The organism is Sphingomonas sp. 320_CC (assembly GCF_059691795.1).
Map to the genome: position 1 here is coordinate 201,562 of NZ_JCAWAE010000003.1, position 19,118 is coordinate 220,679.

23 protein-coding genes are annotated in these 19,118 nt (G+C 65.3%); 12 read left to right on the forward strand and 11 right to left on the reverse strand.

Translation table 11 applies throughout. The features are described from left to right. Positions 1–182: 182 nt before the first annotated feature. Both queC and queE read left to right on the forward strand, forming a co-directional pair. Positions 183–887 carry a 7-cyano-7-deazaguanine synthase QueC gene (queC, locus tag AC59GX_RS12485; RefSeq protein WP_107954448.1) on the forward strand — a complete coding sequence of 235 codons (705 nt, stop codon included), beginning with the start codon at positions 183–185 and terminating at the stop codon, positions 885–887. 1 nt (position 888) lies between these two features. After that, the gene (queE, locus tag AC59GX_RS12490) at positions 889–1,521 is read left to right on the forward strand and encodes a 7-carboxy-7-deazaguanine synthase (protein WP_426281593.1); all 633 of its coding nucleotides are present in this window, start codon (positions 889–891) and stop codon (positions 1,519–1,521) included. A gap of 160 nt (positions 1,522–1,681) precedes the next feature. On the opposite strand, the gene AC59GX_RS12495 is transcribed toward queE, so the two are convergent. The 3 genes from AC59GX_RS12495 to lipB all read right to left on the reverse strand — a co-directional run bounded on the left by AC59GX_RS12495 (position 1,682) and on the right by lipB (position 3,852). After that, positions 1,682–2,392, reverse strand: coding sequence for a hypothetical protein (locus AC59GX_RS12495; protein ID WP_056488597.1), 711 nt, complete (start codon positions 2,390–2,392; stop codon positions 1,682–1,684). Positions 2,393–2,666: 274 nt separating this feature from the next. Further along, complete coding sequence (locus AC59GX_RS12500) at positions 2,667–2,948, reverse strand: hypothetical protein (protein ID WP_056065069.1); 282 nt, start codon at positions 2,946–2,948, stop codon at positions 2,667–2,669. A gap of 103 nt (positions 2,949–3,051) precedes the next feature. Then, on the reverse strand, positions 3,052–3,852 hold the full coding sequence (gene lipB, locus AC59GX_RS12505) for a lipoyl(octanoyl) transferase LipB (protein WP_426281591.1): 801 nt from the start codon (positions 3,850–3,852) through the stop codon (positions 3,052–3,054). On the opposite strand from lipB, the gene AC59GX_RS12510 reads away from it, so the two are divergent. Beyond that, positions 3,824–4,684, forward strand: coding sequence for a hypothetical protein (locus AC59GX_RS12510; RefSeq protein ID WP_426281590.1), 861 nt, complete (start codon positions 3,824–3,826; stop codon positions 4,682–4,684). The two genes, lipB and AC59GX_RS12510, sit on opposite strands and share 29 nt — an antisense overlap. Continuing rightward, complete coding sequence (locus AC59GX_RS12515; protein ID WP_426281588.1) at positions 4,681–5,421, forward strand: hypothetical protein; 741 nt, start codon at positions 4,681–4,683, stop codon at positions 5,419–5,421. The genes AC59GX_RS12510 and AC59GX_RS12515 overlap by 4 nt, the downstream gene beginning before the upstream one ends. 111 nt (positions 5,422–5,532) lie before the next feature. Here AC59GX_RS12515 and AC59GX_RS12520 read toward each other — a convergent pair whose 3' ends face one another. The 3 genes from AC59GX_RS12520 to AC59GX_RS12530 form a co-directional block, all read right to left on the reverse strand. After that, entirely contained in the window at positions 5,533–6,126 is a 594-nt protein-coding gene (locus AC59GX_RS12520) for a GNAT family N-acetyltransferase (RefSeq protein WP_497301801.1), read from the reverse strand. Between the two features lie 4 nt (positions 6,127–6,130). Beyond that, complete coding sequence (hemF, locus tag AC59GX_RS12525) at positions 6,131–6,973, reverse strand: oxygen-dependent coproporphyrinogen oxidase (protein ID WP_426281585.1); 843 nt, start codon at positions 6,971–6,973, stop codon at positions 6,131–6,133. Positions 6,974–7,166: 193 nt separating this feature from the next. Beyond that, the gene (locus AC59GX_RS12530) at positions 7,167–7,616 is read right to left on the reverse strand and encodes a tRNA (cytidine(34)-2'-O)-methyltransferase (RefSeq protein WP_426281583.1); all 450 of its coding nucleotides are present in this window, start codon (positions 7,614–7,616) and stop codon (positions 7,167–7,169) included. Positions 7,617–7,819: 203 nt separating this feature from the next. Here AC59GX_RS12530 and petA point away from each other — a divergent pair, with 203 nt between their 5' ends. The 5 genes from petA to AC59GX_RS12555 all read left to right on the forward strand — a co-directional run bounded on the left by petA (position 7,820) and on the right by AC59GX_RS12555 (position 12,315). Then, positions 7,820–8,386, forward strand: a complete 567-nt coding sequence (gene petA, locus AC59GX_RS12535) for a ubiquinol-cytochrome c reductase iron-sulfur subunit (RefSeq protein ID WP_056489394.1) — start codon at positions 7,820–7,822, stop codon at positions 8,384–8,386. A 10-nt stretch (positions 8,387–8,396) separates the two neighbouring features. Then, positions 8,397–9,728, forward strand: a complete 1,332-nt coding sequence (locus tag AC59GX_RS12540; RefSeq protein ID WP_497301804.1) for a cytochrome b — start codon at positions 8,397–8,399, stop codon at positions 9,726–9,728. A 21-nt stretch (positions 9,729–9,749) separates the two neighbouring features. Beyond that, positions 9,750–10,592 (forward strand): cytochrome c1, encoded by an 843-nt coding sequence (locus AC59GX_RS12545; RefSeq protein ID WP_426281580.1) that lies wholly within the window; start codon positions 9,750–9,752, stop codon positions 10,590–10,592. 145 nt (positions 10,593–10,737) lie between these two features. After that, positions 10,738–11,286, forward strand: a complete 549-nt coding sequence (locus tag AC59GX_RS12550) for an adenine phosphoribosyltransferase (RefSeq protein ID WP_426281578.1) — start codon at positions 10,738–10,740, stop codon at positions 11,284–11,286. Positions 11,287–11,538: 252 nt separating this feature from the next. Beyond that, the gene (locus tag AC59GX_RS12555) at positions 11,539–12,315 is read left to right on the forward strand and encodes a hypothetical protein (protein ID WP_426281575.1); all 777 of its coding nucleotides are present in this window, start codon (positions 11,539–11,541) and stop codon (positions 12,313–12,315) included. A 281-nt stretch (positions 12,316–12,596) separates the two neighbouring features. Here AC59GX_RS12555 and AC59GX_RS12560 read toward each other — a convergent pair whose 3' ends face one another. The 4 genes from AC59GX_RS12560 to AC59GX_RS12575 all read right to left on the reverse strand — a co-directional run bounded on the left by AC59GX_RS12560 (position 12,597) and on the right by AC59GX_RS12575 (position 16,615). After that, entirely contained in the window at positions 12,597–13,058 is a 462-nt protein-coding gene (locus AC59GX_RS12560) for a MaoC family dehydratase (RefSeq protein ID WP_056488626.1), read from the reverse strand. 11 nt (positions 13,059–13,069) lie between these two features. Further along, a complete protein-coding gene (locus tag AC59GX_RS12565) occupies positions 13,070–14,380 on the reverse strand; it encodes an alkaline phosphatase family protein (RefSeq protein ID WP_426281855.1) in 1,311 nt (436 codons plus the stop codon). Positions 14,381–14,560: 180 nt separating this feature from the next. Further along, entirely contained in the window at positions 14,561–16,210 is a 1,650-nt protein-coding gene (locus tag AC59GX_RS12570; protein WP_426281573.1) for a hypothetical protein, read from the reverse strand. A 51-nt stretch (positions 16,211–16,261) separates the two neighbouring features. Continuing rightward, positions 16,262–16,615, reverse strand: coding sequence for a hypothetical protein (locus tag AC59GX_RS12575; protein WP_426281572.1), 354 nt, complete (start codon positions 16,613–16,615; stop codon positions 16,262–16,264). A 120-nt stretch (positions 16,616–16,735) separates the two neighbouring features. Here AC59GX_RS12575 and AC59GX_RS12580 point away from each other — a divergent pair, with 120 nt between their 5' ends. The 3 genes from AC59GX_RS12580 (at position 16,736) to AC59GX_RS12590 (ending at position 17,903) form a co-directional block, all read left to right on the forward strand. Continuing rightward, a complete protein-coding gene (locus tag AC59GX_RS12580) occupies positions 16,736–16,975 on the forward strand; it encodes a hypothetical protein (RefSeq protein WP_156362362.1) in 240 nt (79 codons plus the stop codon). A 77-nt stretch (positions 16,976–17,052) separates the two neighbouring features. Beyond that, positions 17,053–17,394: a hypothetical protein gene (locus AC59GX_RS12585; protein WP_497301807.1), complete on the forward strand. Its 342-nt coding sequence runs from the start codon at positions 17,053–17,055 to the stop codon at positions 17,392–17,394. Between the two features lie 107 nt (positions 17,395–17,501). Beyond that, positions 17,502–17,903 (forward strand): excalibur calcium-binding domain-containing protein, encoded by a 402-nt coding sequence (locus AC59GX_RS12590; RefSeq protein WP_426281569.1) that lies wholly within the window; start codon positions 17,502–17,504, stop codon positions 17,901–17,903. A gap of 15 nt (positions 17,904–17,918) precedes the next feature. Here AC59GX_RS12590 and ychF read toward each other — a convergent pair whose 3' ends face one another. Then, on the reverse strand, positions 17,919–19,016 hold the full coding sequence (gene ychF, locus AC59GX_RS12595) for a redox-regulated ATPase YchF (RefSeq protein WP_056047251.1): 1,098 nt from the start codon (positions 19,014–19,016) through the stop codon (positions 17,919–17,921). Positions 19,017–19,118 lie beyond the last annotated feature (102 nt).

The following is a 19,118-nucleotide window of genomic DNA, read 5'->3' on the forward strand; positions in this document are numbered from 1 at the left end:
TCCCCCCAGGGGAGAGGGGAAGTGCGGCGTTAACGGCGTTTTTACGCCTCGCCCCTATTTCCGGTCACGTGCTCTTATTCAGCACGTTTCTCCCTTGTGGCGCGCGTCCGCGCCAAACTCGGGGCCGCTCCGCCGGGCGGCCCCTTTCTTTTTTGCGCTCGCTGGCCTAGCGAACACGCATCATGACATCCCCTGCTCCCTTTGCGGTCGCCCTCGTCTCGGGCGGGCTCGACTCGATGGTATCCGCCGCGCTCGCGCGCGAAGCCGGCCAGCGCGTGCTCGCGCTATCGTTCGACTATAACCAGCGTCACCGGATCGAACTCGACGCCGCACGCCGCGTCGCCAGCGCACTCGGTGCCGAGCGCCACATCGTCCTGCCGATGGACCTGTCCGCGTTCGGCGGATCCGCGCTGACCGCCGACATCGACGTGCCGAAGGACGGCGCTGGTACCGAAGACGGCGGTGGCATTCCCGTCACCTACGTCCCTGCACGCAACACGATCTTCCTCAGCCTCGCGCTCGGCTGGGCCGAGGCGGCCGGCGCGCGCGACATCTATATCGGCGTCAACGCGCTCGATTATTCCGGCTATCCCGATTGCCGTCCCGAGTTCATCGCTGCGTTCGAAGGGCTCGCCGAACTCGCGACAAAGGCCGGCGTCGAAGGCGAACCGTTCCGTATCCAGGCGCCGCTCCAGATGATGACCAAGGCGGATATCGTCCGCGAAGGCACGCGCCTCGGGCTCGATCTGGGCCTCAGCTGGTCGTGCTACGATCCGACGCCCGCCGGTGAGCATTGCGGCGAGTGCGACAGCTGCCGCCTGCGTTCGCGCGGCTTCGACGAGGCGGGGATCGCCGATCCGACGCGCTACGCCGTCAAGCCGGCCTGACATGAGCTACGCCGTCAAGGAAATGTTCCTCACGTTGCAGGGGGAGGGCGTCAACGCCGGTCGCCGCGCAGTGTTCGTCCGGTTCGCCGGCTGCAACCTGTGGTCGGGCCGCGAACAGGACCGCGCGACCGCGGTGTGCAAGTTCTGCGATACCGAGTTTGTCGGTACCGACGGGCTTGGCGGCGGCAAGTTCGCCGACGCGCAAGCTTTGGCTTCAGCGGTAGCGGGCTTCTGGGGAGAAGGGGTGCACGATCGATTCGTCGTCCTGACCGGTGGCGAGCCGATGCTCCAGATCGAAGACGCGATCGTCGATGCGCTGCATGCGTACGGCTTCCGCATCGCGATGGAGAGCAACGGCACGATCCCGGCGCATCCGGGAATCGACTGGATCTGCATCAGCCCCAAGGCCGGCAGCATCGTCGTCCAGCGCGCCGGGCACGAGCTGAAGCTCGTCTGGCCGCAGCCGGGCAGTGACATTGAGGAAGTCGAAACCTGGGACTTCGAGAACTTCCTGCTCCAGCCGCTCGACGATCCGCGGGCGGATGCGAACCGCGAGGCGTGCGTAGATTTGGTGATGGAACGCCCGCAATGGCGACTGTCGCTCCAGACGCACAAGCTGCTCGGTCTGCGCTAACCCTAGCCTCACGCACCACTCCAGCTCTCGCGTGGGTATTGCGTAACGCTAGGTGATCAGGATGTTGAACAAAGGGAAGGCCCGGCGGCCGGTTGCCAGGTGCGAAGGGTGAGGACTGGGAGGTACTTCTCCAGATCACTCAACCCCCGAGCCAGCCCTCTCAGCGAGTCGCCATACCCAAACCGACCGGCGGCCAGTTCTGCGCGCCGCACTTCTTCACGACCCATTCGCCCTTCTTGTTCCAGCAGATCGGATCGAGGCGGATCATCATCGGTGCTCCCCGTTCGCGACCGATGTACCGGGGAAAGCGCTGCTCCCCCCACGGGATCAGGCTGTTGCGCAACTCCCGCGAGCGCGCCAGTGCGACGTCGGCGAAATGACCGCGCGGTGCGAACACCGCATCACGCCCGATCGACCCTGCGGTCTGGCAAAAGCCGTATTGCGCGGCCACGGTGGCAAAGCTCGAATAGGTCCGCGTCCCGAACTGGTCGAGCGCTGTCTGGCCGGCCTTGGGGCCCGCCGCCTTGTTCACGCGCACGAAGTACTTGGTCAGCGTATCGAACGCCCCCTTCAGCTCTTCGCCGTGATCGGCCAGGATCGAGTTGTAGTTCGGCACGGTCAACAGCGTCGGTTCGAACTGGCACTGCAACGCCGCGACGTTGAGCGCCGCACGCATGTGCCACACCAACGCCGCCCGCATCTCCGCCGACGTCGCGCCGGGCAGGGCCTGGCCAAGGTCGGATTCTTCACCGGTGACGGCTGCGCCCGAGAAATCGCGCGACTGTAAAAAGAACTGCGCCGACGCCGACTGCGCCACAGCGAGCCCACTCGACGCCACGCAGAGCGCGAGCGCGGTACGCAACACCTTCATTCCAACCTCCCCAGGGCATTCCAAGTGATCGAATCTAAAGCGTTTCCGTGAAACTCCCAAGCGATTTTAACCTTTTCGACCTGTCGTCCGACGCCGTTGCCGGGTGGGAACGTCAGAAATCCGTCGGCGCCGAAACGATCGCTCGACAGCGGAGCTGTGGGGGTGCTCCCGCACGTGCTTCGATCGCCGAAACCCATCGCGCACCACCAATAACGAAAAGGGCCGCCCGGTTGCCCGGGCGGCCCTCCACAACGTCGTAGTTTCCTTGCGGAAATTACATTGCGTTGGTGGTCATCGCGTTGTTCGTCATCATGGTGTCGTTCGACATCATCGTGTCGTTCGCCATCATGGTGTCGTTGGCCATCATGCCACCGTTCGACGCGCCGTCGACTGCGGTCATGTTGTCGGACATCGTGTCCATGCCCTCAGTGGCGTTCATGTCGGTGACCATCGTGTTGTCGGTCGTGGTCTCGGTCTTGGGACCGCAAGCCGAAACAGCGAGTGCTGCGCTGGCGATCAGCGAACCGGTCAGAACCTTGGAAATGAGTGCACGCATGTGGAAGCTCCCTAGATAGAGGATTTGGCTGGCTGCTCGCCCTTAATACCCAAATCGTAGTGGACATTAATCCGATAACGCTTTGCCCTCAAGCCTCGTTTTCTCAAGGACAAGAAACTGTTTCAAGGAAAGCATCGGCCGTCAACGCCAGGGCCGCGTCGAAAGTTGCAAGGTCGGCCGGAATGCCGAGCGATTGCAGGCTGGTAACGCCGTATTCCGGAAGGCCGCAGGGCACGATACCACCAAAGTGCGACAGGTCCGGGTCGACGTTGACCGAGAAGCCATGGAGCGTCACCCAGCGTTTGACCCGCACCCCGATCGCCCCGATCTTGGCCTCGCGACCCCGATCGAGCGTCCAGATGCCGACCCGGCCATCGACCGCGAACGCCTCGACGCCCAGCTCGCCTAGCGCTGCGATCACCCAGGATTCGAGCGCGTGGACGTAGCACCGCACGTCGCGCCCGCGCTTGGTCAGGTCGAGCACGACATAGCCGATCCGCTGCCCCGGCCCATGATAGGTGTATTTCCCGCCGCGCCCGGTCGGAATCACCGGAAAGCGCGCGTCGATCAGGTCGCCCGGCTCGGCGCTGGTGCCCGCGGTGTAGACCGGCGGATGTTCGAGCATCCACAGCAGTTCGCGCGCCTCGTTCACGCCGACGGCTACCGCCCGCGCCTCCATCTGGGCCAGCGCGTCCGCGTAAGGGGTAAGGCCGACGCTGGTCCGCCATTCGATATCGGAGAGGGTACGGGTGGTCACCGATCCCAATTGCGCACCCGCATCCGAAGTTGCAACCGCGGCGAGCGTTTCAACCATGTGGTCAAGCGCGAGGGCTTGGGCTACCTCGCGCAGGAACGGGAATGGCGGGAGCACAGGCATGGCGACGACAGGCGCGACGACGGGCATAGTCAACGCACGCGTGAAGATGGGAACGGTCTGGGATCGCACGGTCGAGGTGCTCAACGGGCGCACCGGCATGATCGCGCGGATCGCGGTGCTCGGCATGTTGCTGCCGACGGTCGTGCGGGACGGATTCGTTGCGTTCACGTCGCGCGCAAATCCGGTTTCGATGCTGGTTGGCGCAGTCCTGACGATCGGCGCGCTCGTCGCGATGATCTGGGCGCAACTCTCGATCGTCGCGATCGCGACCGATCCGGCGGTTGAAGCCGCGTCCGCACGTCGGCAAGGGAGCGCGCGCGTCGTGCCGGCGCTTGGCATCACCGTCCTGTTGACGATTGTCGCGGCTCTCCTCGCGGTGCCGCCGATCGTCGTTCTGGTCCAGTCCGGTTTCGACTTCGCTGCCGCCGCCAGTGGCTCCAGCGCGCAGATGACGTCGCCTAGCGTCGGTGCCGCCAGCTTCACCGCGCTCTACGGTCTGGCCTATCTACTCGTGCTGCTCTGGATCGGCGCGCGATTGGTGCTGCTCAATCCGGTCATTCTCAACGAACGCCTCGGTGTCGGCGCGATCCGTCGGTCGATCCAGCTGACCAAGGGGATGACCTGGCGGATCATCGGCGTCTTGGTGCTGTTCTGCATCGTGCTGCTGGTCGCGACCGGTGCGGCGCAGTCCGTCACGGGTATCGTCTTCCGACTCGTGCTAGGCGCGGATTCGGTCGCGACGGCGGCCTTCCTTGCGGGGGTTGCAGGCTCGATCGTCACCACCGCCTTCACGGCGCTCGCCGCCGTCTTCACCGCGCAGCTCTATGTCGCGACCAGAGAGAAACACGCCGTCCCATGAAGCTTGATTTCGCGACTGTTCTCACCGACGCCTGGACGCTGTTCAAGCGCGACCGCGACCTGTTGCTACGGATCGCCGCACCGTTCCTGTTCCTGCCCGCGTTCGCGCTCGCGCTGGTCGTGCCCGATCCGCCGATGCCCGACGCGGCGGCGGGCAACAACGAAGCCCAGGCGATGGTCTGGGCCGATGCGGTGCAGACCTGGGCGGCGGCGCATGGCGGCTGGTACCTGCTCGCCTATGTAATGAGCTTCTTCGGCACGTCCTTGTTCTACGCGCTGTATCTCGATCGCGAGCATCTCGACCTGCGTGCAAGCCTGACGCGGTGCCTGCGGATCTTCCCGCGCTTCCTGCTCGCGATGGTGATCGTGTCGCTGCCGGCCGGCGCAGGGCTGCTGCTATACGCGATCCCCGGCCTCTACATCCTCGGCCGGACGATGCTGACCGGCCCGGCAATGTTCGCCGAAGCCCCGCTTGGTGCGCTGGCTGCGATCCGACGCAGCTTCACGCTTAGCCGAGGCTCGGGGCTCCCGCTCATGGGATTGGCAGCGTTCAGCTACATCAGCGGCTGGCTCGTCGGCGCGCCGTTCATGATGGCCGACAAGGCGCTGCGCGACGGCGGGCAGGCCAACCCGGTCGCGCTGGCGATCGTCGATGCCGGCGCTGCGGTGGCGGCGATGGCGGCCGGTATAGCGATGGCCCTGATCGCGATCTCCGCCTACCGCCGCTTGGCCAGGTAAGGCGCAGGGCTCAGCGTTTGCCAAGGCAGTAAACCCTCTGCCTCTTGTTCTCCCGCGAAGGCGGGAGCCCAGTCTGGGTCCCCGCCTTCGCGGGGAAACATGTCTTTCTGCCTACCCCCGCTTAGCCAAATACGGAATCTGCGGCGCCGTCTCCGGCGGCAACAACCCGGAAGCCCGCGGATCGGGAAACGTCTCGATCGTCCGCTTCACCGCCACGAACCCCTGCGCCCGATAAAACCCCAGCGCGCTAGGATGATCGAGCGTGCAGGTGTGCAGCCAGACCCGCTCCACCCCCTTCGCCCAGGCCCGCGCGCAAGCCTCGGCCATCAGCCACCGCCCATGACCTTGCCCCGCAAGCTCCGGGATCAACCCGAAATACGAAATCTCGCACGCGCCCGCCTCGCGGAAATCGAGCTCGAGCATCCCGACCTCGATCCCCGCCGGATCGAGCACCGCATACACCGCGATCCCCGAATCATGGACGATCCCCGCCAGCACGTCGTCCGCCATCACCAGCCGCGAGAACCACAGCCACGGGCTCCCCACCCGCCGAAACAGCGCGCGATACTTCTCCAGCGCCGGCCGCTCCCACTTCACCAGCCGCAACCGCGATCCCGGGCTCGGCCGCAGCGGTGGCCGCGTCCGCATCTCCAGCGTCGTGACGATCGTCGCAAGGACGTCGTCGGCAACCGGGATCAGCGCCACCGGATCACGACCACGTAGCGCGAGGGGGCAGGCTCATCAGGATCGCATCGATGTTGCCGCCGGTCTTCAGCCCGAACAGCGTCCCCCGGTCATAGACGAGATTGAACTCGGCATACCGCCCGCGCCATTCGAGCATCTGAGCCTCCTCGGCCGCATCGAATGGCGTATCCATCCGCCGCCGCACGATCCGCGGATAGGCGTCGATGAACGCCTCGCCGACATCGCGCGTGAAGGCGAAATTGCTCTCGAAATCACCGTCGAGATGATCGAAGAAAATCCCGCCGACGCCGCGGCTCACCTTCCGATGCGGGATGTAGAAATAGGTCTCCGCCCATTCCCTGAACCGCTCGTAATAGGCCGGGTCGTGCACATCGCACGCTGCCTTCATCGTCGCGTGAAAGTCGGCCGTATCCTCCTCGATCGGCAAGGGAGGATTGAGATCGCCGCCACCACCGAACCAGCGCTTGGTGGTGTTGAGGAAGCGGCAGTTCATGTGCACCGCGGGCACATGCGGGTTGGTCATATGTGCGACCAGGCTGATCCCGGTCGCGAAGAACCGTGGGTCGTCGCCGGCACCGTGGATCGACTTGGCGAAGTCGCCTTCGAACGTGCCCCCGACGGTCGAGACGTTCACGCCGACCTTCTCGAAGACCTTGCCCTTCATGACGCCGCGCACGCCACCACCACCCGGTTCGCCCGATGGATCGATCCGGTCCCAGGGGGTGTATTCGAACGACGCGTCGGAGCCCGCCTCCCGCTCGATCGCCTCGAACTCCGCGCAGATACGGTCGCGCAGGGATTCGAACCAGGTTCGGGCGGCGGCTTGTTGGGGGTCGAGATCGGTCATGCGCGGGTCTCTACCAAATCCTCCCCGGAACGGGGAGGGGGCAGGCCGCCTGGAAGCGCGACCGTGCCCGAATTTCCGTCATCCTGACGAAAGTCAGGATCCAGGGTAACGAACGCGGCCTTTTGTGGCTCTGGATCCTGACTTTCGTCAGGATGACGGGCGTTGGCGACGGAGCGCCCCGCACCCACAGACGTTAGGCGGGCCAGCCGCCAGTCTGCCGCAACGCTTCCGCCGCGACGATCCCCGTCGCCACCGAGATATTCATCGACCGCAACCCAGGCCGCATCGGGATCAGCACCCGCACATCGGCGCGCGCATGCACGTCCTCGGGCACCCCAGTCCCCTCGCTCCCCATCAACAACACGTCGTCGCTACGAAACTCGGCCACATCCAGCCGCACCGCGCCCTTCGTCGTCAGCAACACGATCCGCCCCTGCACCTGCGCCAGGAACGCATCCCAATCGACATGCCGCACCACGTCGACCGCGCCGACATAATCCATCCCGGATCGCGCCACCGCCTTCTCGCTCCAGGTGAATCCCATCGGTTCGATCAGGTCGACGCCGATCCCCATGCACGCGGCGGTCCGCAGGATCGCGCCGACATTTCCGGCGATATCGGGCTGATACAGGGCAATTCTCATGCCCGATCCCTTAGCGTGCCGAGGGCCGGGTGGTAACCCAAAGCAAAATGCAGTTGGCAAACCCGCACCCCGCCGTCTATCAAAGGCCAGCCTCCGTGGGGACGGTCGGGCAGGGTGGGCAACGGTTCGTCGAAACCGAAAACCCCGCCAGGCCACGAAAAAAATAACGTGCAAGGGCGAGATGAATGGCGATAGTCGACGACATGGTTCCCCCCGGCGAATCGCCAGAGCCGTTTCACGAAGAGGCCCATGATCCTCGCCGCCGTGATTTCATCAACATCGCAGCCGTCTCCTTCGCCGGTGTCGGCGCGGTCGCGATCGTCCTGCCGCTGATCAACCAGATGAACCCGAGCGCCGACGTGCTCGCGCAGTCGACCACCGAGATCGACCTCTCGAAGATCCTCCCCGGCCAGGCGATCAAGACGTCATTCCGCAAGCAGCCGCTCTTCGTGCGCAACCTGACGCCGAAGGAAATCTCGGAAGCCGACGCGGTCGACATCTCGACCTTGCGCGATCCGCAGACGCTCGAGCAGCGCACCAAGGCGGGCAAGAAGAACTGGCTGATCACGTTGGGCGTCTGCACGCATCTCGGCTGCGTTCCGCTCGGCGCGGGCGAGGGCGAAAACAAAGGGCCGTTCGGTGGCTATTTCTGCCCGTGCCACGGCTCGGCCTACGACACCGCCGCGCGCATCCGCAAAGGCCCCGCTCCGTCGAACCTCCACGTTCCGGACTACGCCTTCAACTCCGACACCGTCGTCACGGTAGGCTGAGGAAAACGACATGAGCTTTCCCTGGGCCAAGCAATACGAACCGAAGCTGCCGCTGACGCGGTGGTTGGACGAGCGGCTTCCCGTTCCCCGGCTCGTCTACAATTCACTCGGCGGCGGCTATCCCGTCCCGCGCAACCTCAATTACTTCTGGAACTTCGGCGTCCTCGCCGGCGCCGCGCTGGCGATCCAGATCGTCACCGGCATCGTGCTGGCGATGCACTACGCCGCCAACGGCGGGGTCGCGTTCGACTCGGTCGAGAGCATCATGCGCGACGTCAACGCCGGCTGGTTCCTGCGCTACGCCCACGCCAACGGCGCCTCGATGTTCTTCATCGTCGTCTACACGCACATCTTCCGCGGGCTCTATTACGGCTCGTACAAGGCGCCGCGCGAGATGGTGTGGCTGCTCGGCGTCGTCATCTTCCTGCTGATGATGGCGACCGCGTTCATGGGCTACGTGCTTCCCTGGGGCCAGATGAGCTTCTGGGGCGCGCAGGTCATCACCGGGTTCTTCTCGGCGATCCCGCTGGTCGGCGACACCATCCGCATCTGGCTGCTCGGCGGATTCGCGCCCGACAACGCCGCGCTCAACCGCTTCTTCTCGCTGCATTACCTGCTGCCGTTCGTGATCGCGGGCGTCATCATCCTGCACATCTGGGCGCTGCATATCCCGGGCTCGAACAACCCGACCGGCGTCGACGTCAAGGGTGAGCAGGACACCGTCCCGTTCCACCCCTATTACACGGCGAAGGACGGCTTCGGGCTCGGCATCTTCATGCTGATCTTCGCTGGCCTGCTGTTCTTCTTCCCGAACTATCTCGGCCACCCGGATAATTATATCCCGGCGAACCCGCTCTCGACGCCCGCGCACATCGTTCCCGAATGGTATTTCTGGCCGTTCTACGCGATCCTGCGCGCCTTCACCGCGGACTTCATCCTGCCGGCCAAGCTCTGGGGCGTGCTGGCGATGTTCGGCTCGATCCTGCTGCTGTTCTTCCTGCCCTGGCTCGACAGCTCGCCGGTTCGCTCGATGAACTACCGTCCCAAGGCGCGGATCGCGTTCTGGGTGCTGGTCGCGGACATCTTCGTGCTCGGCTATTGCGGTGGTGCGCCGGCCAACGCGTTCTACGTGATCCTCAGCCAGATCTGCGCGGCCTATTATTTCGCGCACTTCCTGATCATCCTGCCGATCATCTCGCGCTCCGAGCGTCCGCGGCCGCTGCCGAACTCGATCACCGAGGCGGTGCTGAACAAGCATGGCGGCACCAGCCCGGCCAAAACCGCGCTGTCGACGGCGCCCACGTCGCATGGTGCGCCCTCCGCGCCGCACGCCGCGCACTGATACGAACTAGAGGACACACACATGGTTCGTCTCATCGCCTCCATCGTCGGCGCGGCCTTCGTGCTGGTGCTCGGCATCGCGCTCTTCGGCAGCGTGGCGGGAGTCATCACCGACCCCGTCGCGCCGACCGCGGAGAGCGTCGCGCACAAGCACCCCAAGGAAATCGAGCTCGCCTCTAACGGCGTGTTCGGCAAGTTCGACCGTCGCCAGCTGCAGCGCGGGTTCCAGGTCTACAAGGAAGTCTGCTCGGCCTGCCACTCGCTGCGGCTCGTGTCGTTCCGCGATCTGACCAAGATCGGCTATACCGACCCCGAGGTTAAGGCGATCGCCAACCAGTGGGTGATCGAGCAGCCGTCGATCAACCCGGAGACCGGCGAGCCGGCAACGCGCAAGAACATCCCGTCGGATCGCTTCCCGTCGCCGTTCGCCAACGAGATCGCCGCGCGCGCCGCGAACAATAACGCGCTGCCGCCCGACCTGTCGCTAATCACCAAGGCGCGCGAGGACGGCACCGCCTATGTCCACTCGCTGCTGACCGGCTACACGACGCAGCCCGCCGCGCTGCTGAAGGAGTTCCCGGACATCAAGACGCCGACCGGGCTCCACTACAATCCGTATTTCGCGAACCTCAACATCGCGATGCCGCCACCGCTCACGTCGGATGGCCAGGTCGCTTACGCGGACGGGACCAAGGCGACGAAGGAGCAGATGTCGACCGACGTCTCGGCGTTCCTGACCTGGACCGCCGAGCCCAATCTCGAGGCGCGCCATGCCGCCGGGTTCGCGTCGATCATCTTCATCCTGATCTTCTGCGGCCTGGCCTGGGGCGCCTACCAGAACGTCTGGCGCGACGTTAAGCATTGATGACGGCCCGGCTCCCGCGGTAAGGGCGCACGGATAAGGGAGCGGCGGACGGGCAAATAGCCTGATCCGCCGCTTTCGTTTTGGCCGTAGCGCAGCGTCGCGTGTCGGCACGTCCACCGCCCCGTGCGGAGAGAAGGGAACGCCCATGTCCGATACCGACGCGCGCAACGCCGACCTGAAAGCCCTGATCCGCACCATCCCGGACTTCCCCAAGCCCGGCATCCAGTTTCGCGACATCACCACACTGTTGCTCGACCCGGCAGGCTGGGCGACCGCGATCGAACGGATGGTCGAAGCAGTCTCCGGCACCGTCGACCTAGTCGCCGGAATCGAAGCCCGCGGCTTCCTCTTCGCCGCCGCCTTGGCCGCCCCGCTAAAGGCCGGCGTCCTGCTGATCCGCAAGGACGGCAAGCTGCCCGGCGCCACCATCGCAGAGGACTATGCGCTCGAATACGGCACCGACCGCATCGCGATCCACGCCGACGCCTTCGCCCCTGGCGCACGCGTCCTGCTGGTCGACGACCTGATCGCCACCGGCGGCACCGCCCGCGCGGCAGTCCGCCTGCTCCACAAGGCCGGCGCCGTGGTCACGCAAGCCCAGTTCCTGGTCGACCTTCCCGACCTCGGCGGAACAGACGCGCTCCGCTCGGATGGCATCGAAGCAACCGCCCTGATCCACTTCCCCGGCCACTGACGGCTCGGAAGACATAACCACATAGCCGTTCCCCCGCGGAAGCGGGGGCCCAGCTAAATACCGTAGCATACCGTCACCCTGGACCCCCGCGCTCGCGAGGAAACAGCAAGGGGAGTGCGCCTAGCCCGCACAGGCGCTCACCACCAAACGAAACCCCGTCAGACCCCATTCATGGAACTTGCGACATACCGACTCCGTTATGCGATGAATGGCGGCGCGTTGTGTCCGCTCTCCACGTACGGGAGAACTTCCATGTTTTTGAAGCGCTTCGGCATTATCGGCCTAGCCTTGGGTCTCGGACTAGGCGTCGCAGGCTGCACCGACGGGTACGGCTATGGCGGCGCGGGCGTCGGCTATGCCAGCGATCCCTATTACGGTGGTGGCTACGGCGACGGCTATTACGGCGCAGGCTACGGCGGCGGCTACGACGGCTATTACGGCGCAGGCTACGGCGGCGGCTACGACGGCTTCGCAGGCTATGGCGGCTTGAACTCCTATTACGGCTGGAGCGGCGATTATTATTATCCCGGCTCGGGCGTGTACGTCTACGACCGCTACCGTCGTCCGCACCGCTGGAACGGCAACCAGCAGCGCTATTGGCAGGGCCGCCAGCAGTATCGCGGCAACCACAACGACGGCGGTCGCGGCAACTGGGGAGGCTTCGGCAACCGCGGCAATGGCGGCCGAGACGGCGGCTGGCGCGGCAATCGCCCGGGCTACCAGGGCAACCCCGGCACCCCCGGTCAGGGCCAGTTCGGCAACGGCCGTCCCGGGCGAGGTCCCGGCCAAGGCTGGGATCGTGGCCGTAGTCCCGATCGCGGCCAGTTCGGTCAGCCCGGGCAGCCTGCTCAGCCCGGCCAGGTCACAAACCCCCAGCAGCCACAAGCGCAAGGCGGCTTCCGCGGCAATCGCGGCGACGGCGCATTCCGAGGCAATCGCGGCGGCGGCGGCCAGCGTTTCGGGGGCGGACGGCAAGGCGGCGGTCGTCAGGGCGGCGGCAACCGCGGCGGCGGTCGTCCGGCGCAGTAACTAGAGCAGGTTTGGTGCACGCGAAGGCGCGAAGGCGCGAAGAGAAGGACTAGTTTTCACGCGGAGGCGCGGAGACGCGGAGAGTAGCTCAGGAACGGCACGGTCCACTCATCGCGACAGGGAAGTCCACGACGAAGCTCTGCCATCCCAAATCTCTCCGCGCCTCCGCGTCTCCGCGTCTCCGCGTGAACAAATCTTCTCTTAGCGCCTTCGCGCCTTCGCGTGAAAAACACCAACGTCAGACGAAGAGCCGGATTACGTGAGGGGCGATCGACCGCCAATCAACCGGTCGGCGTGCCAGCAGGGCGGGTAGCCACTAACCCATTAGACACGAACGTCATCACCATCACGTCGTCCTGATTGAACACCCGCATCCGGCTCTTGAAGATCCCCATCTCCGGCCGGCTTGCCGACACCCGCTTCTCCAGGATCTCGGTCTCGCACCGCAAAGTGTCGCCCGGATACACCGGCTTCACCCACTTCAGTTCGTCGATCCCCGGCGACCCGAGCCCCGCCTGCTGGTTCTCCTTGAGGTTCGCGACGACCATAGACATCACCATCGCGCACGTATGCCAGCCGCTCGCCGACAACCGCCCGAAATGCGTCTGCGCCGCCGCCTCGTCGGACAGATGAAACGGCTGCGGATCGTATTTCGCGGCGAAGTCCATCACCTCCTCGCGCGTGACCGCGTAGGAACCGAACGACGCGGTCCGACCGACCTCGATATCCTCGAAATACTGCACAACCTCTCCTCTTATCGTTGCAGCACCTTCTGGAAGGGTGCGTCGGTGCCGTCCAGTCCCGCTTCGGCCGGCAACCCGATCAGATCGCGCAGCAAAGGCTCGATTGCAACGTTGTCGAAGCTCGCAATCGTCTTGCCGCGCGCAAACGCCGGCCCGTTGGCGATGAACAGCGCCCGCATCTCCGGCGCCATGTTGTCATAGCCGTGCATCCCGCCGACCGAAGCCTTGGTCGGCGCGCTCGGATCGACCCGCCAGCCGACATCGGCAAGGCACAGATAGCTCGGCACGCGCGGGTTGCGTCCATAATGAAAGCGCGCCGGAATCTCCCCCTTGCGCCAGCATTGCAGATGATCGTGGCGGGTCAGCAACCGCGCCTCCAGCGCCGCCTCATGCCCCGGCACCGCGAACAGAGTCGCGTACGGCCCGGTCTCGACGGTACGATAGTCCGCCTTGTCCGCGATCGCGTCGAGCGCCACCACCCGCGTACTGCTAGTCGCCGCCATCCCGTGATCGGCGACGATCACCAGGTTCGCCCGCTGCCCCAGCGCGGCAAGCCCATCGACCAGCGCGCCAATGCTCGCATCGACATCCGCCACCGCCTGCGTCACGCCAGCGCTTTCCGGCCCGCCCGCATGACCCGCACTGTCGACCGTATCGAAATACAGCGTCACCAGTTTAGGCCGGATCGCCGCAGGCCGCCGCATCCAGTCGAGCACCGCGTTGACCCGCTGCGTCCCCGAGACCTGCTGATTGAACTGCTGCCAGTCCTCCGGTCGCGTGCCGCCGTCGATCGCGCCGTGGCTGTCCGGCTTCACCTTGCCCCCGACGGCGACATTCGCGCCCGGCCAGAACATCGTCGCGGTCCGGATCCCGGCTTTCTCCGCATCGACCCAGATCGGCGAGCTCTCGCTCCACCAGAACGGATCGTCGGTCGCCATCGTGAACGTCTCCCCCGGCCGCGCCGGGTCCTCCATCTTGTTGCCGACGATCCCGCTGCGGTCGGGCCGAAGCCCCGTCACCAGCGTCCAGTGATTGGGAAAGGTAATGCTCGGAAACGACGGCCGCATGCTCGCGAACACCCCGCCCGCACGCAGCCGGTTGAGGTTGGGCGTTACGCCACGATCGAGATAATCCGGCCGAAACCCGTCGATCGACACAAGGATCGTGACCGGCGCCCGGACCTCGCCCGGCATCGCCGCGGCGGCCGTCGTGGTCGGAGGAGGCGCGGTAATCGGCGCAAGGGCAGGGGGCGTGTATGGATAGGCGCACCCGGCGAGCGTCAGCCCGAGTGCAGAACCGAGGAGAGCCAGCGCGTTCTTCATCATAACCGTTCGTCCCGACCAGGTGGCGACTTCGCGCGGTCCTTACTCGGCACGAACGATGAGAGAAAGCGATCCGTGCGGGGCGAACTTATCCTCGCTTGTTTCCCCGCGAAGGCGGGGACCCAGACTGGGCTCCCGCCTTCACGGGAGAACAAGAGGTGCTGTCCGATGTTATGCAGCCTACAACCCCACCGCCAGCTTGCTGAACAAGGTCCAACTCACCGGCGTCTTCCCATACGCCGCCTCCAGCGCCGCCGGCTTCGCATACGCCGCCACCGTCCCGCCAAGCGCCAACCCAAGCGGCCCGACGATCGGCACCCGGTACGCATACCCGACCTCCGCCTTGGTCACCCGGAACTTCCGATCGTGCAAAGGATCGCCCTCGTCGGGAAACAGCTCGTCGTTCGCCACGTTCTCGACTCGCCCGAACACCGCATGCCGCGCCGAAAGCTCATACGTCGCCTCCGCCAGGAACGCGCTCAGCTTCTCCCCCGGCACCCGGTCCTTGAGACTATACGCAAACGTCGTCGCGAGCCCCGCCCGCGCATATTGCACGCTCGCGGTCGAGCGGTTCTCGTCCTCCCCCGGATGCTGCGCCTCGGGTTCCTTCAGATGGCCATGGCTCACCTGCACCGCCCAGAACGGCGACGGCGACCACGTCCCCCGCACGCTCCACGAATCGAGCCGCGGCGTCTCGATATTCCAGCGATGCTCGTCCGGCTCGCGACCCTTGAACGCCGACGCCTCCAGCTGGAACGCCGGCGTCGCATACCCCGCCGTCACCACGCCGTAGGTGATGTGCGTCGAATCGAACCAGTGATGCGTGGTCGGCGACATCGGCTGATACCGCGCCGACCCGCGGTGCATGAACGCGCTCGGCCCCAGCGCCGGCTCGCCGACCGGCCCGCCATACAGGAACACCGTGTTGCCGTTCCCGAGCCGATAATCGACCTTCGCGGCAAGCTCCATGAACAGGTCGTGCGGATGCTGCCGATCGACCAGCGGCTGGTCGTTCGCCAGCTCACCCGTCGCGAACAGATTGGTGTAGCCGCGCGCGCCCATCAGCGGCTCGAGGCTGTTCATCGTCCGCAACTGGATATGAAACCGGTCGCCCAGGTCGCGATCCGCCATCAGCATCGCCATCGACTGCACGAACGCCTCGGTCTTCCCGCGCGGGCCCCCCTGGTCGGTCGCGACGCCCCACGCATAGCCATGCGCCATCAGCATCCACTCGCCGACCTGCGCCATATACCCGCGCATCGGCCCCTCGGCCGCCGGCAGCCGCGACGTCCCGCTACCCTGGCTGTAGAACCCGGCCGACGTCCCCATCGCCATCCCCGCCATCGCCGAGCCCGCCGGCATCTGCGCCAGCGCCGCATCGGACGCCTCGCGGTAGGTGGGATCGGCGATCATCGCATGCCCCATCGCGCCATGATCCATCGCCATCTTAGGCATCGCGGAATGATCCATCTGCGCATGATCCATCCCCGGCATGGCGTCCGGCATCGCAGCCGGTGCGGCCGGAGCCGGCGGCGTGACCGGAGCAGGGTGCCCCGTCGCCGAATGGTCCATCGTCGAATGATCGACAATACCGCCAGACTGCGATGGTTGAGCCGCCGGAGCAGCCGAACGCGCACCCGACCGTTTAGCCATCGGCCGCGACTTGGTCTTCTTCACCATCTTCGTGGAAGCCGTATCCGGCATCGTCATGCCCGGCATGGCCATGGCATGTTGCGCCACCGCGCCAACCGGCACCACCGCCGCTACGACACCGCCCGCAAGCAGCATCGCCCTCACGGCACCAGCCGCGAGCAACCTCGATCGAGTCATAATTATATCCTTGGAAAAGCCTGAAAATCACGGTGCCTCAACACCCGACGATCAAGCCTCTCGCGGAGGCCGCAAAGCCGGCGCGACGCCAGCCCCAAGATCCAGCACCGCCGCCCGCTCGGTCACCATAGCCGGCTCCCGCAACGCCATGCCGAGCACCCGGGCGGTATTCCAGTTCGAAGGCGGCACGCACCCGATGCATCCATGCAGCGGCGTAGCCTTCCGGTCGGGCGCCTCGTGATCCGGCCGATGGCTCGACATTGCCTCGTGCGTCCCGCCCATCGCCGCCATGTCCATGACAACGGCATGCCCGCGCGAAGCAGACGCATCATGACACGCCGCCGGCGCCACCGCAGGAAACACAAACGCAGCAAGGAGCAAGGCCAAGATCAGGCGCGCGAGCATGCCGCCGGTCTAACCCCACGCACGACCCGCGACAACCTCACGGTTTCTCGAACCCTCAAAGCCGCGGTCGCGCCAAATCGCAGCCTTGCCCGAAAGCCGCGAAAGGTTCAGCCTCCGCCCATGAAGACCCCAACGCACCCCGAACGAACCAAAACCCCGAGCACTCCCGCCGCCAAAGTCTCGATCCGGATCGGCAAGCGCACCACCTTCGACGCCTCGGTAACAACCGTCGGCCTGCTGTCAGTCGGCGCGCTAGTGTCCAGCATCCTCCTGTCCAGCGCCGTCATAGTCGCCGCAGCAAGTCGCAAGGCCGCAAGACGACCATTGGCATTGCCTGATCTTACCAAGAGCAACGGCTAACGGCTGATAGTGGACGGTTGATGGATGTGCTTGGATACCTGATGGACAGATCGAGATCCGCGACAACTATGCTTACCATGTTGGCGGTTATGTCGCTTCTCAGTGGTTGCAACCGGCCCATTTCCGATGCCAACAAACTTGAGGCGATTCGAGCCGGGGCTCAGGCGCTGATGAAAAAATACCCGGCGGAACGACCAAAAAACTGGAGAAAAATCTCGAAGGGAAAATGGCCTGCGGCTATCGCCGACCTCTACCCTGAAGATGTAACGGTCCACACCTGGGGCGTGGATATCACGACCAAAGCATATTTCGATGGTGGCTATGGCTACGATGTGCCGGTCAGCAAAGCGAACCTTCCGATGCCCGCAGCTTGCTACTCGGAACCAAGCCGCGGTGTGTTCTGGCATGGTCCGTGCTGAACCGGGGCTAATCTGCCGCAATGGAAATCGTGTAATCTACTGTCTCGGCAGTTAAGGCAGCAACCATCGATAATATTCGTCAACTAGTACGCCCGTATAGTGGCGTCATGGAGCGTTCCTTTATCGCGGTCACGGCGATCGCCTCGACATTGATGTTTGCCGGTGTCTGGAAAGCCACCGAGCCGCAGCCCGTTCCTGCCCCGACTATCGTCGATACCAAGGCGGTCCCCAATATGGCGATTGTCGCGCCGCCGGTGGTGCGGCGACACGTTGTCGCGCCTGTACGACGAGTCGCTGACGCCGAGCCCTACAACGTCGTTCGGCCGGCTTTGGGATCATCGCCACCGGCCCGCCCTTCAACCAGTTCTCAGTCAGAAAGCTCGGTATTCTACAGCGGGTGTGGCGAAGTGCGGGCGGCGGGGGCCGCGCCGCTCCACCGCGGCCAGCCGGGCTACCGCGCCGGCATGGACGGCGACGGCGACGGAATAGCCTGCGAAAACTATCGCTGACCCGCCGCCAAGCCGTCAGCTATGCAGGAAGTGCATCACGTCGCCGTCGTGGACGACGTACGCCTTGCCTTCCGCGCGCAGCTTGCCCGCCTCGCGCGCCTTCGACTCGCCACCCAGCGCGATGAAGTCGTCGAACGCGATCGTCTCGGCGCGGATGAAGCCCTTTTCAAAATCGCCGTGGATCTCGCCCGCGGCCTGCGGTGCGGTCGCGCCCTCGTGGACGGTCCAGGCGCGTGCCTCCTTCGGGCCGACCGTGAAGAACGTCAGCAGATGCAGCAGCTTGTACCCGGCGGTAATGACGCGGGCGAGGCCAGTCTCCTCCAGCCCCAGCTCGCCAAGAAACTCGCCGCGATCCTCGGCGGGCATCGTCGCGATTTCCGCTTCGATCGCCGCCGACACCACGACCGCCTCGGCGCCCTCGGCCTTCGCCTTCTCGAACACCCGTGCCGACAGCGCATTGCCGTTCGCCGCATCGCCCTCGTCGACGTTGCACACGTACAGCACCGGTTTCGCGGTCAGCAACTGCGCCTGCGCGAACACGCGCGCCTCGTCCTCGTCCTTCGGCACGGTCAGCCGCGCGGGCTTGCCTTCGCGGAGCAGTTCGAGCGCCTGGCCGAGCACGGCGGCACCGATCTTGGCTTCCTTGTCGCCCTGCATGCCCTTCTTGGCGAGGTTCGGCACGCGCTTCTCGAGGCTTTCGAGATCGCTCAGCATCAGCTCGGTGTCGACCGTCTCGGCGTCGGCGATCGGATCGACCTTGTTGTCGACATGCGTCACGTCGCCGTCCTCGAAGCAGCGCAGCACGTGGACGATCGCGTCGACCTCGCGGATGTTGCCGAGGAACTGGTTGCCGAGCCCTTCGCCCTTCGACGCGCCGCGCACGAGGCCGGCGATGTCGACGAAGCCCAACTGCGTCTCGATGATCTTCTGCGATCCGGCGATCTTCGCGAGCGCGTCGAGCCGCTTGTCGGGCACGCCGACGTTACCGACGTTCGGCTCGATCGTGCAGAACGGATAGTTCGCCGCCTGCGCCGCGGCCGTCTCGGTCAGCGCGTTGAAGAGAGTGGACTTGCCGACGTTCGGCAGCCCCACGATGCCGCAGCGAAAACCCATGATATGCCCTTGGTATAAGAATGTGCGGGCGCTTTAGGGCAGGGCGGTCCGGAAGGCCAGCAAGGACGCCATTCCCTTGATCCTCCCCCGCAAGGGGGAGGT

Excerpts from the sequence above, each read along its gene's own strand:
- queC (WP_107954448.1), top strand. The coding sequence starts at position 183 with ATGACATCCCCTGCTCCCTTTGCGGTCGCCCTCGTCTCGGGCGGGCTC.
- queE (WP_426281593.1), top strand. The coding sequence starts at position 889 with ATGAGCTACGCCGTCAAGGAAATGTTCCTCACGTTGCAGGGGGAGGGC.
- AC59GX_RS12495 (WP_056488597.1), bottom strand. The coding sequence starts at position 2,392 with ATGAAGGTGTTGCGTACCGCGCTCGCGCTCTGCGTGGCGTCGAGTGGG.
- AC59GX_RS12500 (WP_056065069.1), bottom strand. The coding sequence starts at position 2,948 with ATGCGTGCACTCATTTCCAAGGTTCTGACCGGTTCGCTGATCGCCAGC.
- AC59GX_RS12510 (WP_426281590.1), top strand. The coding sequence starts at position 3,824 with ATGGCGACGACAGGCGCGACGACGGGCATAGTCAACGCACGCGTGAAG.
- lipB (WP_426281591.1), bottom strand. The coding sequence starts at position 3,852 with ATGCCCGTCGTCGCGCCTGTCGTCGCCATGCCTGTGCTCCCGCCATTC.
- AC59GX_RS12515 (WP_426281588.1), top strand. The coding sequence starts at position 4,681 with ATGAAGCTTGATTTCGCGACTGTTCTCACCGACGCCTGGACGCTGTTC.
- hemF (WP_426281585.1), bottom strand. The coding sequence starts at position 6,973 with ATGACCGATCTCGACCCCCAACAAGCCGCCGCCCGAACCTGGTTCGAA.
- AC59GX_RS12530 (WP_426281583.1), bottom strand. The coding sequence starts at position 7,616 with ATGAGAATTGCCCTGTATCAGCCCGATATCGCCGGAAATGTCGGCGCG.
- petA (WP_056489394.1), top strand. The coding sequence starts at position 7,820 with ATGGTTCCCCCCGGCGAATCGCCAGAGCCGTTTCACGAAGAGGCCCAT.
- AC59GX_RS12540 (WP_497301804.1), top strand. The coding sequence starts at position 8,397 with ATGAGCTTTCCCTGGGCCAAGCAATACGAACCGAAGCTGCCGCTGACG.
- AC59GX_RS12545 (WP_426281580.1), top strand. The coding sequence starts at position 9,750 with ATGGTTCGTCTCATCGCCTCCATCGTCGGCGCGGCCTTCGTGCTGGTG.
- AC59GX_RS12550 (WP_426281578.1), top strand. The coding sequence starts at position 10,738 with ATGTCCGATACCGACGCGCGCAACGCCGACCTGAAAGCCCTGATCCGC.
- AC59GX_RS12555 (WP_426281575.1), top strand. The coding sequence starts at position 11,539 with ATGTTTTTGAAGCGCTTCGGCATTATCGGCCTAGCCTTGGGTCTCGGA.
- AC59GX_RS12565 (WP_426281855.1), bottom strand. The coding sequence starts at position 14,380 with ATGAAGAACGCGCTGGCTCTCCTCGGTTCTGCACTCGGGCTGACGCTC.
- AC59GX_RS12570 (WP_426281573.1), bottom strand. The coding sequence starts at position 16,210 with ATGACTCGATCGAGGTTGCTCGCGGCTGGTGCCGTGAGGGCGATGCTG.
- AC59GX_RS12575 (WP_426281572.1), bottom strand. The coding sequence starts at position 16,615 with ATGCTCGCGCGCCTGATCTTGGCCTTGCTCCTTGCTGCGTTTGTGTTT.
- AC59GX_RS12580 (WP_156362362.1), top strand. The coding sequence starts at position 16,736 with ATGAAGACCCCAACGCACCCCGAACGAACCAAAACCCCGAGCACTCCC.
- AC59GX_RS12585 (WP_497301807.1), top strand. The coding sequence starts at position 17,053 with ATGTTGGCGGTTATGTCGCTTCTCAGTGGTTGCAACCGGCCCATTTCC.
- AC59GX_RS12590 (WP_426281569.1), top strand. The coding sequence starts at position 17,502 with ATGGAGCGTTCCTTTATCGCGGTCACGGCGATCGCCTCGACATTGATG.
- ychF (WP_056047251.1), bottom strand. The coding sequence starts at position 19,016 with ATGGGTTTTCGCTGCGGCATCGTGGGGCTGCCGAACGTCGGCAAGTCC.